The sequence below is a fragment of the Sorangium sp. So ce385 genome (genome assembly GCF_051474135.1).
Classification (GTDB): Bacteria; Myxococcota_A; Polyangia; order Polyangiales; family Polyangiaceae; genus Sorangium; species Sorangium cellulosum_D.
In genome coordinates this window covers 2009461-2026900 of the sequence record NZ_CP150337.1, presented here as the reverse complement: position 1 = coordinate 2026900, position 17440 = coordinate 2009461, and the positions used below count along the sequence as shown (strand labels likewise).

Genomic DNA, 17440 nt, shown 5'->3' with positions numbered 1-17440 from the left:
ATCACGGATGAAACTCGCTCATGCAGGTGTCGACGGCCCTCGCGGTCATCGCCGTGTTCGAGGCGTACGACGACGGGAGCCCCACGCTCGCGCACAGCGCGGCGGCCGTCTGCGTGCCGGAGACGACCGTCCCGGCGACGTCGGCCGCGCAGAGCGCGTTCACGTCCTTCACCGGGCGGCCGGCGACCGCGTCGATCTGGTTGCAGGCGTTCGTGAAGAACGTCCGGTTGCGGTTCCGGATCTCGCAGAAGTAAATGCTGCACTGCCGCCTCAGGATCTCGCTCTCCACCGCGCTCCGGTCGACGAGGAACGCCATGTCACGCTTCATGAGATCGAGCTTCTGCAAGAGGGTCATCTCGTTCGGCATCGCCGGCGCCTCGGCGCGCGCGAGCATGTCGCGAAGGCCCTCATGGCTCCTCTGCAGCTCGACGCGGACGTCCTTGCCCTGGTACTCGTAGAGGCCGCTGACCCAGCGATCGACGAAGTCGAGGATCGTCTGGCTCCGCAGCACCGCGCGCTCGTACCCTTCGTGGAGGCGCGCCACGGCGGAGGGGAGCGGCCCCGAGCAGAGCCCCGTGGTCTCGCTCCCCGGGAGGCAGAACATCGACGCCATCCCCTGGTAGGAGCTGACGAGGAGATCCTTCTTCTTCACGAGGCCGCCGACGAGCGCCGCCGATTCCTCGAGCGAGCTGTCGGCCATCTCGATCTTGCGCGCCAGCATCGCCTTGAGCGGCGGAATCGCGCTGCCGTCGGGAGGGGCGTCCTCCGTCGCGGTGCCGAAGTAATCCGCGAGGATGTCGCGGGAGGCGGCCTCCGCCGCCGCGTCGATGGCCGCCGGCGAGGGCGACGACACGACACCGCACGTGGCGTCATACCCTCCGTGCAGGTAGTCCGCATAGCATTGCGCCATGCTCTCGGCGTGCCCCGTCAGGCTGAACGCCGTCGTGTCGTAGCTCATCTCGAGCCCCTCCCACCGCACGCGCGTGAAGCTCGCCTTGGCCATGCCCCGGTGCGCGCAGAACTGCTCGCGGGGAGCGAGCCTCGTGGTGAGCTCGCCCTGGTACCGATCTTCGAGCTGCGCGAGCTTCTGGCAGTGGAGGAGCCCCTCGAACAGCGCCGCCGCGTTCCTCTGCGACGGGAGCAGGCCCACGGTCGCGGCCTTCTCGAGCTCGTGGAGGCCGTGGTCGACGTCGCCGTCCGGACGATGCGCCTCGCACACCCCGTTCAGGAAGTGCACCGGCGCGCGCGGCCCCACCTTGACCTTCGGACTCCCACCGACCAGCTCGATGGGATAACCCTGCCGCGGGAGCGCGTCCCACTGCGACGGCTCGCATGAGCCGGACCAGATCTGCGCCCGGAGGTGCGTCTTCCGCTCCTGCAGATCGCACGACGCGAGGTCGCGCAAGCACTCCTCGTCTTCCTGGGCCGCCGCCATCCTCGTCGCCGGGAGCGTCGCGCACGCCGCCGCGACGACCAGCGGGATGTAGGAGGCCAAATCCTGTCGAACCATCGACCAGACTCCTTCTGTCCTCAGAGAAACCCTTCCGCTCGCCGGCCTGCGCACGAACGTCAGCGCACCGGCTTGCGCACGAAGATGAACCCGAGCTTCAACGACGGAGCACCCTCGCTCAGGCAGCGGACCAGGTTCTCGTCGACGGTGAGCTCGTACGTCCCCACGAGCGGATGACCCACGAACGGATACGCGTTCTGGATCAGGCCATCGGTCAGGCGGCGCTCGAGCCCCTCTGCGGTGTACGGGCCGCGGCGGAAGCGGAGGTACTCATCGTTCATGAGATCCATGTCGAAGCCGCTGTACATCGGGATGAGCGCCGTGACCGGCCGCTTCACCAGGAGGCTCGGCACGATCTCGCTGCTGTCCTTCGACAGGCGCGAGAAGACGGTGCCGAACCCGAGGTGCGTCACCTGCACCTGCTGAGAGCGGCACGACGAGCTCGACACCCCGGCCAGCACGTGCACGAGGCGCATCGGCTCGCTCTCGTTCATCGTCATCTCGTCCCAGAGGACGAAGTTGCCGAGGTTCCGGCTGTCCTCCTGCGAGCGAGCGAAGGGCGATATCTCGAAGCGCACGCTCCCGTTCTCGAGGAGCTCGGACACGAGCCCGCTCGTCTTCTCCAGCGTGAACTCGGCCACGCTGCCGGCCATCGTCGCGGTGCTCCAGGCGAGCGACGAGGGCCGGCAGACCTCGCTCGAGCCCACGGTCCCGCAGTCGCTGAGGAACGAATCCAGCTCGGTCGCCGTCCCGATGAACGTCCTGTCCGGCGACAGGTGCCCGACGTCGCCGGCGAAGTCGCTCAGCACGTTGTAGCGGTTCCGGTACAGGTTGTAGGTGAAGTTGACGTTCTCGACGACACGCCGCTTGGCCTCGAGGAACTCGGTCGCCCCCCGCGTGAGCTCCGCCTGCATGTCCTCGAAGTCCCAGAAGAGGACCTCGGCGGCCTCGTTCACGGGCGCCATCTCGACGAGCCCCATGATGTGAGCGCGGCTCGCCAGCAGCGCGTCGCGCATCTCCCGCTCGATGGCCAAGAGCTCGTGCTCGAGGTCCTTCGCCTCTTCCACCATCCGGATCTGCCGGCGGAGGTCCTCGATCTGGGCGAAGGTCGCCTCCCGCTCGTCCTCGATGACCGACGCGAGGAACGCCATCTGCCCCTCCGAGATGTTGATGGTGTTCTGCCGGATCTTCTCCCGGATGTCGTTCAGCACCTGGCGAGCCGCGTCGTAGTGCCCCTCGAGATCGTGCACCCTCCCCTGGTAGTGGCTGATCCGGCTTATCTGCGCCTCGATCGACGACCGCATGGCGAGGAGGTTCCGCTTGTCCTGCTGGACCCTGCTCGCCTCGATGTCGAGCTCCCCGAGCGCGAGGGTGAGCCGCTGGATCTCGATCTGGGACTGCTCGCGCACCTTCTCCTGCTCGTCGAGGTCGAAGTCGACGAGCGCCGACTCGTCCGACTTGGTCTGGAGGTCGGCCACCAGCCCCGCGCGCTCGGCCCGCAGCTTCGCGACCGTCGCCGTGATCTCCCCCCGGTCGAGCCTGCACTGGATGGCCTGGATCTCCTCTTCGCCGGTGACCTCCACGAGCTCCTTGTCGAGCTGCGCGAGCTGGACCGAGATCTCGGCGAGGGCCCGCTTCTTCGTCCACTCCTCGACGAGCTTGTGGATATCGAGGGCCGCGATCTCCCTCCTGAGCTCCTCGACCCGGACGTTGAGCTCGTGCTTCTCCTGCGCGATCATCTGCTCGAACTGCAGCTCTCCGAACTGCCACTCGTAGACCTGAGCGGCCGTGTCGGCCAGGACCTTCGCCGACGCCGCCACCGCCTCTGCGATGCGGAACGTCTTGACGGGGAAGATGCCCATGATGCCGGTGTCGCCGTCCGGGATGGCCGCGAGGACGGCGGCCGTGGCCGAGAGCGCGAGCGCAGCCCCCTTCAGCGCATCGAGGCCGTTCTGCTCGGCCATCGCGGCGTCGAGCGCCCGCATGCGATCGTTGATCTGATTGATGGTCGTTTGCCACATCTCGCGCTGGTGGTCGAAGATCTTGAGGTTCTGCTTATAGAGCTCCTCCGCGACCCGCTTCAGGTTCTCGTCCTTCGTGGAGCAGCTCGTGCCAGAGCCGTCGATGCACGCCCTGATCTTCTCGATCTCTTCCTTGGTCTTGGTGGAGAGATCCTTCCGCGCCATGCAGATCTCGTCGAGGAGCTCGGGCTTCGGCGCCTCGATGGACGGCAGGCTCGCGCACGAGGCGCCGGAGATCGGGTCGGTGAACCCTTGCGCCGCCCCGGTGTAGAACGCGAGCTCGGCGTCGATCGAGCAGATCTGGTGCACGACCGGGACGCGCATCGATTGAAACACCGTCTCCTGCGAGGCCCGGAGCCGGCTCGTGATGATCTCGGAGGCCTCGATGCGCTTCTGCTCGAGCGCGATCTGCCGCTCGGTCTGGGCCTTGCGGTTGTCGATGAGCTCGAGCTCCTTGTCGTCGGCGTCGATCCGGTTCGAGAGCTCGTCGCTCTGCAGCTCGAGGCCGTCGCGCTGCATCTCGAAGTTGAAGGCGGCGAGCGTCATGTCGATGTTGAACTGGATCTCGGCGATCTGCTCGCGCACCGCGTCCTGGTCGAGCGCGAGGAGATCCTGCTCGCGCTGGCCCCGGAGGAGCACGATCTGGTTCTGTAGCTCCTTGGTCTCGCGCTTCAAGGCCAGCTCGAGCACGCGGATCCTCTGCTCGAGCTCGAACGTCGAGATGTCGCCCTGGATCGCGCTCAGCTTCTGCTGCACGTCGTTCTTGAGCTGCTCGGCCATATCCTGGAGCTGCGCCATCTTGTACACCTCGAGCTCGATGGCCCGAGAGTGCTTCATGTTGGCCATGTCGAACTTCTGGTTCTGGAGATCGGTGTATTTCCGCGCCCACACCTCGAGGATGTTCTGGATGTTCTGGTCCTGCTGCTCGATCGCGGCCTCCTGCATCCGCAGCTGCTGGCCGAGCCGCTCGATGCTGACGAGCGGGAAATCCTCGGGATCGATGTTGATGTACAGGTAGCCTTTGCGCACCGAGTCGAGGCGGAGCGTCACGTCCTTCTCGATCGTGGAGAGCGTCGCGAGCTCGGCGGTGAAGAGATCCCGGTTCGGGAGCGAGTGCTTGGCCTCGAGGACGAGCCAGAACGCTTGATCGTAATACGTGGCCGCCTTGTAGTACTCGCTCCCCTTGTCCCCGTCCGCCGCGGGCGCGTCGCCGAGCGCCTCGCCGACCAGGTAGCTCATGTGGTCGAGCCGCGCGACCGACGCCTCGCGGTACCAGACGTCGCCCGCCGCCACGAGCAGGTTCGCCTTGAGCCCCTGGAGCTGCGCCATCGCCTTGAGGTACCGGTTGAAGGCGATGTTCTTCTGCTCCTCGCCCGTCCCCGAGCTCGTCTGCCGCGGGAGGCGCGCGATCCCTTGCTCCACGACCTCGAGCCCCTTCGTCGCCTGCGCGAGGAGCTCTGCGGGGCTCGTCAGCGCACCGTCGGGCGAGGAGCCCCCCTTCGCGTCGAGGAGCGGCAGCCCCGTGGCGCGGAAGCGATACACGTTCGCGCGCTGGTAAAAGCACTCCGCGTCGCAGACGCGCACCGTCATGGACTCGGGGCAGCTCCCCGTCGCGCCGACGAGCGCCTCGAGCTCGCCGAAGCTGCCCTCGAGGAGCGCCATGTTCGCGCGGTACTGCGCGATCTTGAGCTCCGAGACGAGGCGCCCCACCTCCGCGCGGATCGCGGCCTCGTTCGAGGGGACGCACTCGATCTCCTGGGCGCGCGCAGGTGAAGGCAGCAGCAGGAGACCAAGGGCCAATGAAGACAGCAGTCGTTTCATGCGTCGCTCCAACAAGCTTTGCCGTGGGGCTAAAGGCTATTGATGTACCCGATATAAGCCTTCGAGAGCCCCGAGACTCTCTCGACGAAGGCCAGCTGGGTCGGGTCGCTCGCGCCCGCCGCGTCCTTGAGCGCGCCGTACGCGCGCGCCGCCTCGGTCAGGCAGGCGTCGACGCGTCCGGCGTACTCGGCGAAATTCTCCGGCGTGAGCGCGTCGGGGATCGTCGCGCACACGCCGAGCCTCTCCTGGGTCGCAAAGGCGAGCCCGGGGGTCTGCGCGATCTCGCGGAGGGTCTCCACCACGGCGCCGAGCAGCGCCGCGTGACGCTCGAGCGTGGCGCGCGCCGCCGTCACGTCGGCGGCGACCCCGGTGGCGCTGGCGTTGCTCCGGATCTGGTCGATCTCGCCGCGCTTCGCGCGGAGGCGCGAGAGGAGCGACTGCCCCGGCGGCGTCGTGGCCGGCGCCCGCTCGAGGCCGAGCGTGTCCCGCTCCACGAACTCGTAGAGCGTCGCGGTGTCCTCGACGGTCTTCTTGAACAGGAAGATCTCGCGCGTGGGGAGCTCCACGCCCGAGGCCCCGAGCACCGCCGCGTACTGCCGCTCTTTCTCGGCGAGGCTCTGCGACGTCGCGTCGATCTCCGCCTCCACGCGGAAGCGTATCCGCTCGTCGATGCCGGCGCGGAGCGTCGACTCGACCTCGGCTTTGCTCACCGCCTTGCGCATCGAGCAGAGGTTCGCCGGGATCTGGCCCGCGAAGGGCCCGGCGTAGAACGTCCGGGCCTGCTCGAGGAGCGACTCCCAGCCGGCGCGGACCGGCACGGGGAGGCCGGCGTCGGCGGCGAACCCGACGTACCGCGCGTGCTCGGTCGCCCGCTGGTACGACAGGCACTTCTCCTCCCGCGTCTGCCCTTCGAGGAACGCGAGGCTGTGGGCCACGAAGAGCTCGAGGTGCGCGGTGGTCGCCATCTGCAGGACCTCGTCGCTCCGGCCCGGCGGAGCGCCCTCCGGCTCGCGGTAGCTCCGGAGCGCCCCGATGAGGAGCTCGAGGAGCGCGACGCGGCGGTGGAGCTCGCGCGCCGTGGCCGGCGCGACGCCGGCGATGGGCAGGAGGCGCACGGTCGTCGAGGATCCGTCGGCCTCCTCGACCGGCACGAAGTCTTCATCGATGATGCCGCCGCCCCCACCGCCGCCGCCCGACGTCGGCGGGCGCAGCTCGTTCGAGGCGAAGGTGAGGAGCGCGCTGTCGAGCGGCCGCCCCGCGGTCGCCCGGCGAAACGCCTCGTCGACATCGACGAACGACGGCACCTCGATCGCGGGGCCGCTCGGGGTCGGGAGCGAGGCCGCATGCGAGGCGAGCGACGCGAGCGCCGAGAGCGGCACGATGGCCAAGGCGATACGAAGAGCGTGCTTCTTCACGGCGTCCTCCTGCAGTACCAGGCCGGCCTCGAGGGGTTGCAGTACCTCGCCATCCCCTCCTGCCAGAGCGTGTCGACGTGCGCGGCCGTCCGCGCGAGCTCGTCCCGGTTCGGCTTCGCGAGGGCGTCGTCCAGCGCGGCCTTCCCGGCGTGCTCCGGCGCCTCCATCGCCGTCCAGAAATTCGTACCCAGGATCAGCGACGTCGAGAGATCCCTGAGCTCAATCACCGTTTGCTCCTTGCGACTCACGTAATCCTCCATCGACATGCCGCCGATCGCCCCGATGATCTCGGCCTCGATGACCGCGATCTCCCCGCGCTTCTCCGGGAGCAGGAGATCCGTGAAGCGGGTCGCCTTGGCGCCGATCGTGCCGAGGATCTGCGCTTTCCACGTCGCGTCGTACACGAAGCTGGGGAACGACTCGTCACCCCCGACGGGCTGCTCTGCGACCTTGACCGCGCTGGCTCCGAAGAGGCCATTGATGCGGTCCTTGATCTTGAAGAGGTATTGCCGCCCCACGTCGATCTCCGTCAGGTTGAGGCCGAAGCGCGTCTCCACGCTCGACGCCGTCGCCACGAACCCCCTCATCTGGTCGCCGAGCTGCGTCATCTTCGCGTCGAAGCGGTTGCGGAGCGCGTCCGGCCCCGACGTCTTGTAGAAGAGCCCCCGCAGGCGCTCCACCGCGTACCGCCGGCCGTAGCGCTCCAGGCTGGCCGGCGTGTGCGACGACTCCTCGCACCCTTTCACCGCCTCGAGGGCCGAGATCATCTTGGTCGCGTGGTACGTGTACTTCATGTCGTCGGACGTGCCGAACGAGTGCTGCTCGCGGTAGCGCACCTGCTGCTCGGTCAGGAACGCCTCGAGCAGCTCGCTGGCGCGGATCGCGGCGTGGCACCGGAGGCTGTCGGCGCCGGTCCGGTTCGACAGCCCGAAGTAGGCCGTCCCGAGGAAGTACCGCTCCTGCGGCGTGAGCCCGAGGCTCTCCACCTCGATGAGATCGACGATCTCCTGGTAGCTCCCGCGCGCCGCGAGCGTCTCGTAGCAGAGGCGCTTGTTCTGCGTGAACCCAGGCCCCTCCGAGGCCGCCGCCCTGCACGCAGGAGGCGGAGCGACGTCGGCGCGCGCGGCGCCGGCCGAGCCGGCGACGCAAGCGACGCCGGCGATGATGCTCAGAGCTCGGTTCTTCATGGTGTCACTCTCGATCGGGGGGCGGTCACGTGTGGTCTCTTACGCATTTCGCAGGATCCCTCGAGATATCGCCGTCGTGCTGCACGAGGCAGACGACGGAGGCGAAGCTCCTGGGGAGCTTCTCCTCACGAAACAACGTCGCCGTCCAGTCCGCCCAGCCCGTGTTCCACGCGCGGCCGGCCTTGTTGCATGCGCGCTGGGTGATTTGCTCGACCTCGTAGTAGCAGCCGTTGGCGCGGTCAGAGCACCACTTGAGATAGCGCGCGTGCTCGGCCTCCATTTTGCGCCGTGTGTAGTCGACGTCCTTGTTCGCAGGATTGTAGAACTCGCCGAGCCACCACTTGATCCCTTCAACCGCGGGGCACGCGCCGATGCCCGGCCACTGCCAGCACCCGAAGGCCCAGTCGTAGCTCGCGTTCATCTCGTCCCGCGACACGGGCGTCGCGTTCGTCACGAGGTCTCTCGCCCACCTGTAGAGGCCGAGGTCGTGCGACGGGCCGGCGAACGAACCGCTGTAGGCCTGCGCGATGAAGAACGCCCGCTCCTCGCTGAAGACGACCCCGCCGTCCAGGTTCGTGCGGCGCGGGTTGCTCCTCTTCCCATCGCCGACGGCGCGATTGATGATGACCTCGGGCGAGTCGCTGAAGGCCCCGATGTTGACGCGGAAGGTGAGCGACGCCAGCGTCTCGCGCTCGAGGTCTCCTCTCGGGAAGCCCGCGCCCTCGAGCTCCTTGTAGGTCTGGATCGTCTGCTGAAGCTCCACGTCGTTCGGGTATCGCCCGAACACCCAGAACCACAACAGCGCCATTCGGGCGTGGTCGGGGCCCTTGCACCCGATGTCCAGGATCCGCGTCCGGCTGGCCGGCGCGTTCGGATCGACGAAGAGATACGGCACGGCCGCCCTCGGGACCGACTGCGCCGGCGGCGCCCCTGCGCTGAAGTGGTTCGCCGCGCTCGTGCACGTGAAGCGAACCAGCGCTTTGCTCCCGTCGATCTGAAAATGGCGCGATGAGGGCGACTGGTCGGCGGTGTCGAAGATCTTCACCTGGCTCGCGCACCCGAGGTGCGGCTGCCGGTCAGGATCGGAGGAGGTGAAGCGCGGGTCGCTCGTCGAGAGCTCCTCGAGCGTCGTGGCGGGGTCGAAGCCGAGGGCCTGCTTCAGGATGTCTGAGTTCGAACCGCAGTTGATCGCGTAGCCCTTCCCCCCGGTGATCAGGTAGGGCGTCACGCGCGACGAGATCCCGGTGAAGGGGAAGCGGACCAGGTAGAGCTCCGCCGGCAAGGAACCGAGCGAGTCGGCCGACACCCACGGGAGATCGCGGCGGGCCCGCGGGAGCGGCCGCCCGGTGCTCGAGTGGCAGTTGATCTCCCGCTCGGCGATCTCCTGCGCCCTCCAGGTATGGAGGACGGCGCGGTTGATGGGGATGCTCACCTGTTCGAGGTCGCTGCCGTCCGCCGTCGTCCACGAGAGTGCCGAGAGCAGGTTGCTGCAGCCGACGCTGTAGATCGTCCCGGGGTCGTCGCGGAGCCGGAGGTAGTACTCGGCCTCGCCCTTCCCCAGATCGGCGTCGACGCGCCGGTAAACTTGGAAAACTTGCTGGCGCGTGACGTTGGGATCGGCGTCGCAGCGCAGCGTATGGATGGGGACTTGCCCGCCCGCGTCGCGTTCGAGCCGCCTCTGCATCGCGTCGAACGAGTCGTAGAAGGCGGCCTGGTTGAGATCGAGGGTCCGCGGGTACCCGAAGCCGTCCAGGAGCGGCCCGTAGTTCGAGCCGCAGCCGATCTGGAACGCCACGTTCGGCTTGTTGTCCTTGAAGCTCACGACGACCGGCACCTCGCGCGGCAGGTCGTCTGCGAGGTCCGGATTGTCGTAGACGACGACCTCGGTCACGGTCGCGGCGATGGCCGCCCAGGCCGACGTGTCCACGTGCGCCTCACTCGCCTCCGGCGGCGCCTCGCTGGCACAGCCAGACACCCAGCCCAGCGCCCAGCACGCGAGCAGCAGCCCTTCTCGGCCCAGCAGCCTGTGTACGCTATGGTAACTCATTCCTCTCATGTTCATCCCTGTCCATGCATCGAGGGCACGCCCGCGCCGCGCGAAGCGCTCGATCCGAGGTCGAGGGGCGCCAGGGCCCCGTGGGAGCGCAGAACACCGGACATCACGAGCTCCTCCGCCGTCGCGGCGGCGTGTGATGACGCAGCTGTGACGCCTCCCGGGGTGCGTTATTCCGTGAACCAGAAAAAAGATCGTCCGGGGGACGAAGGCCACGAACGAAAGCTCTTCGCATGAAGCGGATCCTTTCGAGATGTGACGGCTCGATAGGGTTGAAAGCTCGCGGAGAACGCCCTCCACATCAGGCGCCGCGCAGTTTGCGTGAAGGACGACCGGGGGTGCCGGCATCCACAAGGGCTGCCGAGCAGCGACGCAGGGCCCAGCCGCACCTCGACGTCGAGCGCGCTCGCGGGCGCGGCGCTCGCGCGCTGCGCCTGCGTCTCTCAAGGTCGCCAGGGAGCGTTATTTCGTGAATCAAAAAAAGAGATCCCCCACGGAATAGCCTCAACGCGAGCGGCGTCTCGCGGCCGTCGAGGGCCTCGGAACCGAGGAATCGGCAGGAGCGGCGACTGGCGCCGCCGTTCCGCGCAGCATGCGCGGCGAAAGGAGCATCATGGTAGGTATTTGTGTGCGGAGCGCAGGAGCCCTTCTCGCCGCGGCGACGGCCACGAGCGCGATGATGGGGTGCGCGAGCCCCCCTGCGGCAGCGCTGGGACAGGATCCGGATGGGGTCGAGGCGTCGGTCGCGCCGCTGGCCGGCGATGAACCGTTATCAGCGTCGGACGCCAAGCTCGTCATCGAAGGTGTCGCGGCAGCGTATGCCCCCGAAGCGCAGGCCCACGAGGCGCGGTTCACCGTGCGGCTCGCGGACGAGGCCACGAAGTTGAAGATCAACGCGGACCGCACCTGGAGCATCGTCGTGGGGTTCGAGATCGAGCGGCCCGGCCTCACGCGCGACGTCGCGACGTTCATCGGCTGCCACGAGGTGGGCCACGCGCTCGGCGGCTTCCCGTTCAAGGACGGCGCGGAGCAACACGCTCAGGTGGAGGGGCTCGACAGGGGCCAGTTCGGCACGGTGAGCGCCGCCGAGGGACAGGCCGATTACTTCGCGTCGAAGGACTGCCTTCCCCGGCTCTGGGGCGATGACAGCGACGAGAACAGCGCGTACCGGACGCGGGTGTCGGCGGCGACCAAAGCCCGCTGCGACGGCGCATGGGCGCGCGTCGCCGGGCGCGATCTCTGCTACCGCATCGCGGCGGTCGCCAACGACTTCGCGGTCTGGGCCAGGGCGGCGGCCTCGACCGACACGCCCTCGACGGTGGTTTCGCCGGGCACCGACGTCACCGGTAAGAGCCCTCAGTGCCGCGTGGACACCATCTTCGCCGGCGCCCTGTGCCCGGTGCGAAACCCCGGCGCCGACATCCCGGGTCTCGTCCCGCCGTACGCGCGCCTCGTCGAGATCGATCCCACGGTCGAGGCGGACGCCGCGTTCGCCGCCTGCGCGGAGGGCCCCGGCGCGCGCCCGCTCTGCTGGTTCCGGCCGAACGCCACGCCGTACGACTGCTCGGCCGTGCCCGAGACGGGCGACTGCGTCGTCACCGAGGAAGGCGTGTCCGCCGAGCGGTTCTGTACGCCGCGGATGGGGATCGAGATCCGTCCGTGCCTGGAGCGCACGAGCTGCAAGGTGGGCGAGGACGGCATCGCTGCGTGCGAGTGGGACACGAACTGAGGCAGCGCGCCGATCGACGCCTCGGCCGTGGGCTCCGTCAGGGGTGCGCGTGGCAGGCGCCCGACGCCTTCCCGAACACCGCATTGAACTTGGAACCTCCGCTGTACACCTGCACCTTGCGCAGCTTGTACCCGAGCGCGGCCTCCTGGGCGGCATAATACGGGTACACAAGGGTCGACACATCCACGTACGCGTGCGGCGCGCAGCCCGAGGCGGGGACCGCGAGCATGCTGAACCTCGGCGGGCTCCACGTGGTGTCGGCGACCACCTGGCCGACCTGCAGCCCCGCGGGGATGCTCGCGATGTCGCCCTGGACCTGCGCCGCCGACCGGCTGTACGTCAGCCAGTTCGACGTGCTCGCGCTCGTCGTGAACAGCACGGCATAGAACTGCACCCCGGCCACGCGGTACGGGAAGAAGTCGCCGATGCCATAGCCGTCGTCGCCCACATAGGCGTCGTACTGGCTGTCCAGCTGGGCCTGGGTCAGCTGATGCCAGAACGCCGTCTGCTCGCCGGACTTCCTTGGCGTGGCGATGTAGTCGTAGACGGGGAGCCCGCTGCCGTCGATGCGGACCCGGGTCTCGCGCGGCACCTGCGCCTCGTTCACCCCGTCGAGATCGTCGATCTTGGCGCCGGAGACGCCGACCTGCAGGGAAAAGCCGCTCGTCGCGTACTGGTACGAGCCCGTCACCTTGAAGCTGCCCTCGTTGTAGAAGCTGAGCGTCGCCGGGGCATAGCTCATCCCCTCCAGGTAATCGGGGTAGTCGGTGAAGGGCTTCCAGCCGAGGTCGTGGAAGTCGGGCAGGAACGGGGCGAACAGCCGCGAGTAATACGTCGGCTGATCGATGTCCGCGAGCGGATCCTCGACATAGCAGCTGTCGGCCTTCTGGTACGCGCCGAAGGCGTCCACCTCCACGGCGATCTTGTCGTTCGGCGCGGTGGTGCCCTTGGGGACGGCGAGGTAGACGTGCAGGTGCATGTTGCCCCAGCCGGCCGAGGAGACGCCGTTCGCGTCCAGGGTCCCCATCACGGTCATGGTGCTCCCCGCCCGCGCGATCTTGGCCCCCCGCTTGACGAGCTGGCCGGGCGTGACGGTGATGGTATCCGACTCCTTGCCCCACCATTTCGCCAGGGGAGACTTGTTCGCGGCCAGCTTGTAGCGCTGGCACGGCACCGAGGAGCCGCAGTCGAGGTTCTTTACGGCGTTCGCGTCGTTCGTCGCGCCGTTACGCAGGTGCATGTAAAGCGAGTAGATCTTCTTCCCGTTCTCGCCCGTGTGCTCGATGACGACGGTGTTGCCGCCCCCGCCGGGAGGACCGTCGAAGTAGACGCCGATGACCTTGCCGTCGGCCACGGCCAGGACATCGAAGCTCGGGTCCTCCGAGCCGGAGGCGGCGCGCCCGATATCGAGGCCGCGGTGGCTGCCGCCGCTGTGGTAGATCCAGCCCTGTCCCAGGCTGACCTGGTTGCCTGAGCTCTGGTGGCCGTAGGGCAGGGTCATGGGCAGCGGTGCGCGCACGTTGCGCAGGAACGTCTCCCGGGCCGCGGCGTCGGGGAACGCCGTGGCCGGCCCCTGCACGTTCGTCAGCAGCCGGTTCAAGAGGTCGGTCTTGGTCGCCGAGCTCGGCATCGCCTGGATGCTGTCGGCCCACTCCTGGAGCTCGGCGTTCGCGCCGCTCGTGTTCAGATCCTCGCCGAGGTTGGTGTTGGGCGTCCCGCACGCGAGGTCGGGGTCGTTCACGCGGTAGGCTTCACTCACGCTCTCGACGTCCTCCGTCGTGAGCTCGTCACCGGCGCAGCCCGAGAGGATCGTTGTCGCGGCGAGGATTCGGTAGAAGAGGGGGGGCATGTTCATGGCGGAAGCGCATTACACGTCGCGTGCCGCCCGCTCGCCCCCGCGCTTCTCCGCGCCGCGCGCGCGGCCGAGGCGCCGCAGCGGAGGACCTGCCGGCTGCGGCCTACACCACCTGGAGGCCGCGGCCTGCACCCCCCGAGGCCGCGGCCTGCGCCGCGCTCGACGCGCGCCCCCGCCGCCGCGCGCCCCCGTGCCCGGTGGGCGCCTCGCGAGGACCCCTGTGCGACACCGGACCCGCGCCCCCTGCCAGCGGGCTCCCGGGGCGCGCGGCCTGCACCGCCCAGGGCGCCAGGCGCGCTCCGCGGGGCGCCCAGTTTGTGGCGGCGCCCCCTGACCCGTTGTAAACGCGGGGCGTGACCCAGGTGCGCTCGATCTTCGCCCGAGGACTCTTCGGAAATCAGGTCGCCCTCGTCACGGGCGGGGGCAGCGGGATCGGCCTCGCGTGCGCGCGTGAGCTCGCCTACCTCGGCGCCAAGGTCGCGATCTGCGGCCGCAAGCCGGACAAGCTGGAGGCGGCCGCGAAGGCGCTCGCCGACGACGGCGTCGCCGAGGCCGACGTGCTCGTCGCGCCCTGCGACATCCGCGAGCCGGAGCAGATCGCCGCCTTCGTCGGCCAGGTCCTCGGGCGCTTCGGCCGCATCGACGTCCTCGTGAACAACGCCGGAGGCCAGTTCCCGAGCCCGGCCATCGACATGACCCCGAAGGGCTGGGAGGCGGTCGTCCGCAACAACCTGAACGGCACCTTCTTCATGACCCGCGAGGTCGCGCAGCGGGCGATGTTCCCGGCCCGGCGCGGCCGCATCGTGAACGTCACCGCGTCGGTGAGCCGCGGCTTCCCGGGCATGGCCCACACCGGCGCCGCGCGCGCCGGCGTCGAGAACCTCACCCGGTCGCTCGCCGTCGAGTGGGCGGCGCACGGCATCCGCATCAACGCCGTCGCCCCCGGCAGCAACATCCGCTCGAGCGGCACGTCGCAGTACGGCGACGAGCTCCTCGAGCTCGCGCGGCGCGCCACCCCGCTCAAGCGCCTCGCCACCCCGGAGGAGGTCTCGAGGCTCATCGTCTTCCTCGCGAGCGACCAGAACGACTTCATCACCGGCGCGGTCTACGGGATCGACGGCGGCCAGCCGCTCTGGGGCGACATCTGGTCCATCCCCGAGCCGGGGGGCGCGCCGGGCGCTCCGCCGGACGGCAAAGGCTGAAGGGGCGCGGCGTGACCTACCCGCCCCCGTCCGCCGCCGGCGAGGCCGCACCGGAGCCCACCTCCGGCGCGCTCTCCGACCCCCTGGCGCCGCCGTACGGGCCGCCGCCGTCCGCGCCCCCCTCCTCCGCGCCGCCGTCGTCCGCGCAGCCGCCGCCCGAGCCGACCACCCTGCTCGGGCGCGTCGCCCGGCGCGTGCGCGACTACTTCCTCGCGCTCGACCCGACCTTCCTCTCCGCGGCCGCGCCGCTCGCCGTGATCGCGGTCATCCTCTTCACGCGCGCCCCGTCGACGAACTACATCTTCGACGAGCAGGAGGCGCTCCTCGCCAACCCGTACGTGAACGCGAAGGGCGGGCTCCGCTTCATCGACGCCATCCACCGCGATTTCTGGGGCCTGCCGCCCGACCGGAGCGTCGGCTCCTACCGCCCGCTGCCCAACTTCCTCTGGCGCACCGTCTGGGCGGTCACCAAGCAGCCGTTCTTCCACCACTTTTACAACGTCCTCTTCCACGCGGCGAACGCCGCGCTGCTCACGTGCGTCACGTTCTGGCTCACGCGCAGGCGCGGGCTCGCCTACCTCGTCGGGCTCATCTTCGTCGGCTGCGCGGTGCTCACCGAGGCGGTGAGCGGCATCGTGGGCATCGCCGACGTGCTCGGGGGCCTCGGCGCGATCGCCGCCCTCGCCGCCCTGGCGCTGCCCGCGTGGGCGATGCCGTTCGGCGTGTTCGCGGCCGTGCTCTTCGGCCTCTTCTCCAAGGAGAGCGCGCTCGTCTGCGTGCCGCTGATCCCGTTCGCCGCCCTGATCGCGGCGCCGCTCACGCACCCCACGCGGCCGGCGCGGCTCGTCCGGTCGCTCCTCGCGCTGCTCGCCGCGGGCGCGGCGTTCGTGCTGTACGTCGAGCTCCGGCGGCGCTGGTTCCCGGCGCCCATGCCGGCCGAGCTCGCGGCGCCGCTCCCCGAAGGGACGCCGCTCGCGAAGCGCGCGCTGCACGACCTGCTCGTCTGGTTCCACCAGGCGCCCCTGCCGCGCGATCCGCTCAACAACCCGCTCAGCACCGCGGACACCCCGCACCGGATCGCCGGCGCGCTGCGCGTCTACTGGCGCGGCCTCACCCAGGTCGTGTTCCCGTGGACGCTCAGCGGCGACTACTCGTACCCGCAGGAGCCGACGCCCGACCGGCTGGTCTTCTTCGGCAGCGTCGCCGGCGCCGCGATGATGGCGCTGCCCCCGCTCGGCTCGCTCGCCCTCTGGATCGCGGCCCTCCGCCGCGAGCACCTCGAGCGGCGCGAGCGGCGCTCGGTGCGCGCCGCCTTCCTGGTCGACGGCGGCCCGGCGACGTCGCGGCGGTGGTCGCTGCTCCTCGCCGGGGCCCTGCTCGCGGGCGCGGCGGCCGCGCTCGCCGCGTACGACTGGCACGTGCTCCGCCCGGCGGGGCGCGTCCCGCTGCTCCGGGCGCTGCCGCTCGTGCTCTGGCCGCTGCCGTTCCTGCCCGCGCTGCTCCTCGGCCTCGGGCTGCTCGTCGAGGGCGGGCGCCCCCTGCCCTGCCCAGCGACCGCCGACCGGAGCGCCTGGGTGCCGCTGCGCCGCGGCTACGCGGGGCTGTGCCTCCTGGCGATCGGGCTGACCTGGGTCGTGGTCAGCTACTTCCCGCACTCGAACATCCCGGTCGTCCTGCCGACGGTGCGCGCCGAGCGCTTCTGGTACTTCCCGGCCATCGGCTCGTCGCTGGTCCTCGCGGTCGCGTTCTCGTGGCTGCACGAGGCGCTCGCGGGCTCGACCCTCGCGCCGCGCCGGCGCTGGTCGTGGCGGGCGTGGCTGACGCCGGCGCTGTTCGCGCTCTTCTTCGGCTTCCAGTGCGTGCAGGCCTACCGGCACGCGATGGACTACCGCAACGATCTCGACTTCTGGGCGGCGACGAAGGAGGCCGTCCCGAACAGCGCCAAGGCGCACCTCAACTACTCGGTCATGAAGGGCGCCCGCGGCGACCTCCCGGCCCGGCTCGCCGAGAGCAAGATCGCGGTGGAGCTCGCCCCGACGTGGCCGATGGCCCACGTGTACACGGGCGACACGCTCTGCCGCATGCACCGCGCCGACGAGGCCTTCCCGCACTACCAGCGCGGCATGGAGCTCGGCCCGAACGAGCTGAGCCTGATCGCGCTCGCGCTGCAGTGCTTGCACGACGAGCAGCGCCTCGCGGCGCACGAGGCGGAGCTCCGGCAGCTCGCGGAGGAGCACCCGGGGACGTGGCTCGCGTACCTCGCGGTCGACACGCTCGACAACGGCGCGAAGCACGGGGGCGTGGACCCGAAATACCGGCCGCGCGGCTACAACGAGGGGCCGAAGGAGTGACCGAGGCGTGACCGCGGCCTGGCACGTGTACATCCTGCGCTGCGGCGACGGGTCGCTGTACACGGGCATCGCCCGCGACGTGGAGGCGCGCCTGGCCCAGCACGCGGCCGGGCGCGGGGCGCGGTACACGCGCGGCCGGGGGCCGCTCGCGCTGGTCCACGTGGAGACCGCGGCCGACAAGGGCGAGGCGCTGCGGCGGGAGGCGGCCATCCGGAGGCTCGGGCGCGCGGGGAAAGAGGCGCTCGCGAGGGCGGCGGCCGGTCGAGGCTGAGCCCGCTCGAGGCGCGCGGATTTCG

Annotated in this window: 10 protein-coding genes; 4 read left to right on the top strand and 6 right to left on the bottom strand. The window is 69.8% G+C overall.

From position 1 onward, the window contains the following. Position 1: 1 nt before the first annotated feature. Genes WME83_RS07445 through WME83_RS07425 form a run of 5 tightly spaced genes read right to left on the bottom strand, consistent with a single transcriptional unit; the run spans position 2 to position 10001 of the window. The gene (locus tag WME83_RS07445; RefSeq protein WP_437318556.1) at positions 2–1510 is read right to left on the bottom strand and encodes a hypothetical protein; all 1509 of its coding nucleotides are present in this window, start codon (positions 1508–1510) and stop codon (positions 2–4) included. Positions 1511–1569: 59 nt separating this feature from the next. After that, positions 1570–5352, bottom strand: a complete 3783-nt coding sequence (locus WME83_RS07440; RefSeq protein ID WP_437318555.1) for a hypothetical protein — start codon at positions 5350–5352, stop codon at positions 1570–1572. Positions 5353–5381: 29 nt separating this feature from the next. Continuing rightward, a complete protein-coding gene (locus tag WME83_RS07435; RefSeq protein ID WP_437318554.1) occupies positions 5382–6767 on the bottom strand; it encodes a hypothetical protein in 1386 nt (461 codons plus the stop codon). Continuing rightward, positions 6764–7954: a hypothetical protein gene (locus WME83_RS07430; protein WP_437318553.1), complete on the bottom strand. Its 1191-nt coding sequence runs from the start codon at positions 7952–7954 to the stop codon at positions 6764–6766. The genes WME83_RS07435 and WME83_RS07430 overlap by 4 nt, the downstream gene beginning before the upstream one ends. A gap of 25 nt (positions 7955–7979) precedes the next feature. Further along, positions 7980–10001 carry a hypothetical protein gene (locus tag WME83_RS07425; protein WP_437318552.1) on the bottom strand — a complete coding sequence of 674 codons (2022 nt, stop codon included), beginning with the start codon at positions 9999–10001 and terminating at the stop codon, positions 7980–7982. 619 nt (positions 10002–10620) lie between these two features. Here WME83_RS07425 and WME83_RS07420 point away from each other — a divergent pair. Next, positions 10621–11736, top strand: coding sequence for a hypothetical protein (locus WME83_RS07420; protein WP_437318551.1), 1116 nt, complete (start codon positions 10621–10623; stop codon positions 11734–11736). A gap of 37 nt (positions 11737–11773) precedes the next feature. Here WME83_RS07420 and WME83_RS07415 read toward each other — a convergent pair whose 3' ends face one another. Beyond that, positions 11774–13591: a M23 family metallopeptidase gene (locus tag WME83_RS07415; RefSeq protein WP_437318550.1), complete on the bottom strand. Its 1818-nt coding sequence runs from the start codon at positions 13589–13591 to the stop codon at positions 11774–11776. Positions 13592–13944: 353 nt separating this feature from the next. Here WME83_RS07415 and WME83_RS07410 point away from each other — a divergent pair, with 353 nt between their 5' ends. The 3 genes from WME83_RS07410 to WME83_RS07400 are packed head-to-tail and all read left to right on the top strand — an operon-like array spanning position 13945 to position 17415. Then, complete coding sequence (locus WME83_RS07410) at positions 13945–14793, top strand: SDR family oxidoreductase (protein ID WP_437318549.1); 849 nt, start codon at positions 13945–13947, stop codon at positions 14791–14793. Positions 14794–14804: 11 nt separating this feature from the next. Beyond that, positions 14805–17144, top strand: coding sequence for a tetratricopeptide repeat protein (locus WME83_RS07405; RefSeq protein ID WP_437318548.1), 2340 nt, complete (start codon positions 14805–14807; stop codon positions 17142–17144). A gap of 7 nt (positions 17145–17151) precedes the next feature. Continuing rightward, positions 17152–17415, top strand: coding sequence for a GIY-YIG nuclease family protein (locus tag WME83_RS07400; protein ID WP_437318547.1), 264 nt, complete (start codon positions 17152–17154; stop codon positions 17413–17415). Positions 17416–17440: the final 25 nt, after the last annotated feature.

Bases quoted from the DNA above. Each gene is read 5' to 3' on its own strand.
- WME83_RS07425 (WP_437318552.1), bottom strand. From the start codon at position 10,001: ATGAGTTACCATAGCGTACACAGGCTGCTGGGCCGAGAAGGGCTGCTG.
- WME83_RS07420 (WP_437318551.1), top strand. From the start codon at position 10,621: ATGGTAGGTATTTGTGTGCGGAGCGCAGGAGCCCTTCTCGCCGCGGCG.
- WME83_RS07440 (WP_437318555.1), bottom strand. From the start codon at position 5,352: ATGAAACGACTGCTGTCTTCATTGGCCCTTGGTCTCCTGCTGCTGCCT.
- WME83_RS07415 (WP_437318550.1), bottom strand. From the start codon at position 13,591: ATGAACATGCCCCCCCTCTTCTACCGAATCCTCGCCGCGACAACGATC.
- WME83_RS07430 (WP_437318553.1), bottom strand. From the start codon at position 7,954: ATGAAGAACCGAGCTCTGAGCATCATCGCCGGCGTCGCTTGCGTCGCC.
- WME83_RS07445 (WP_437318556.1), bottom strand. From the start codon at position 1,510: ATGGTTCGACAGGATTTGGCCTCCTACATCCCGCTGGTCGTCGCGGCG.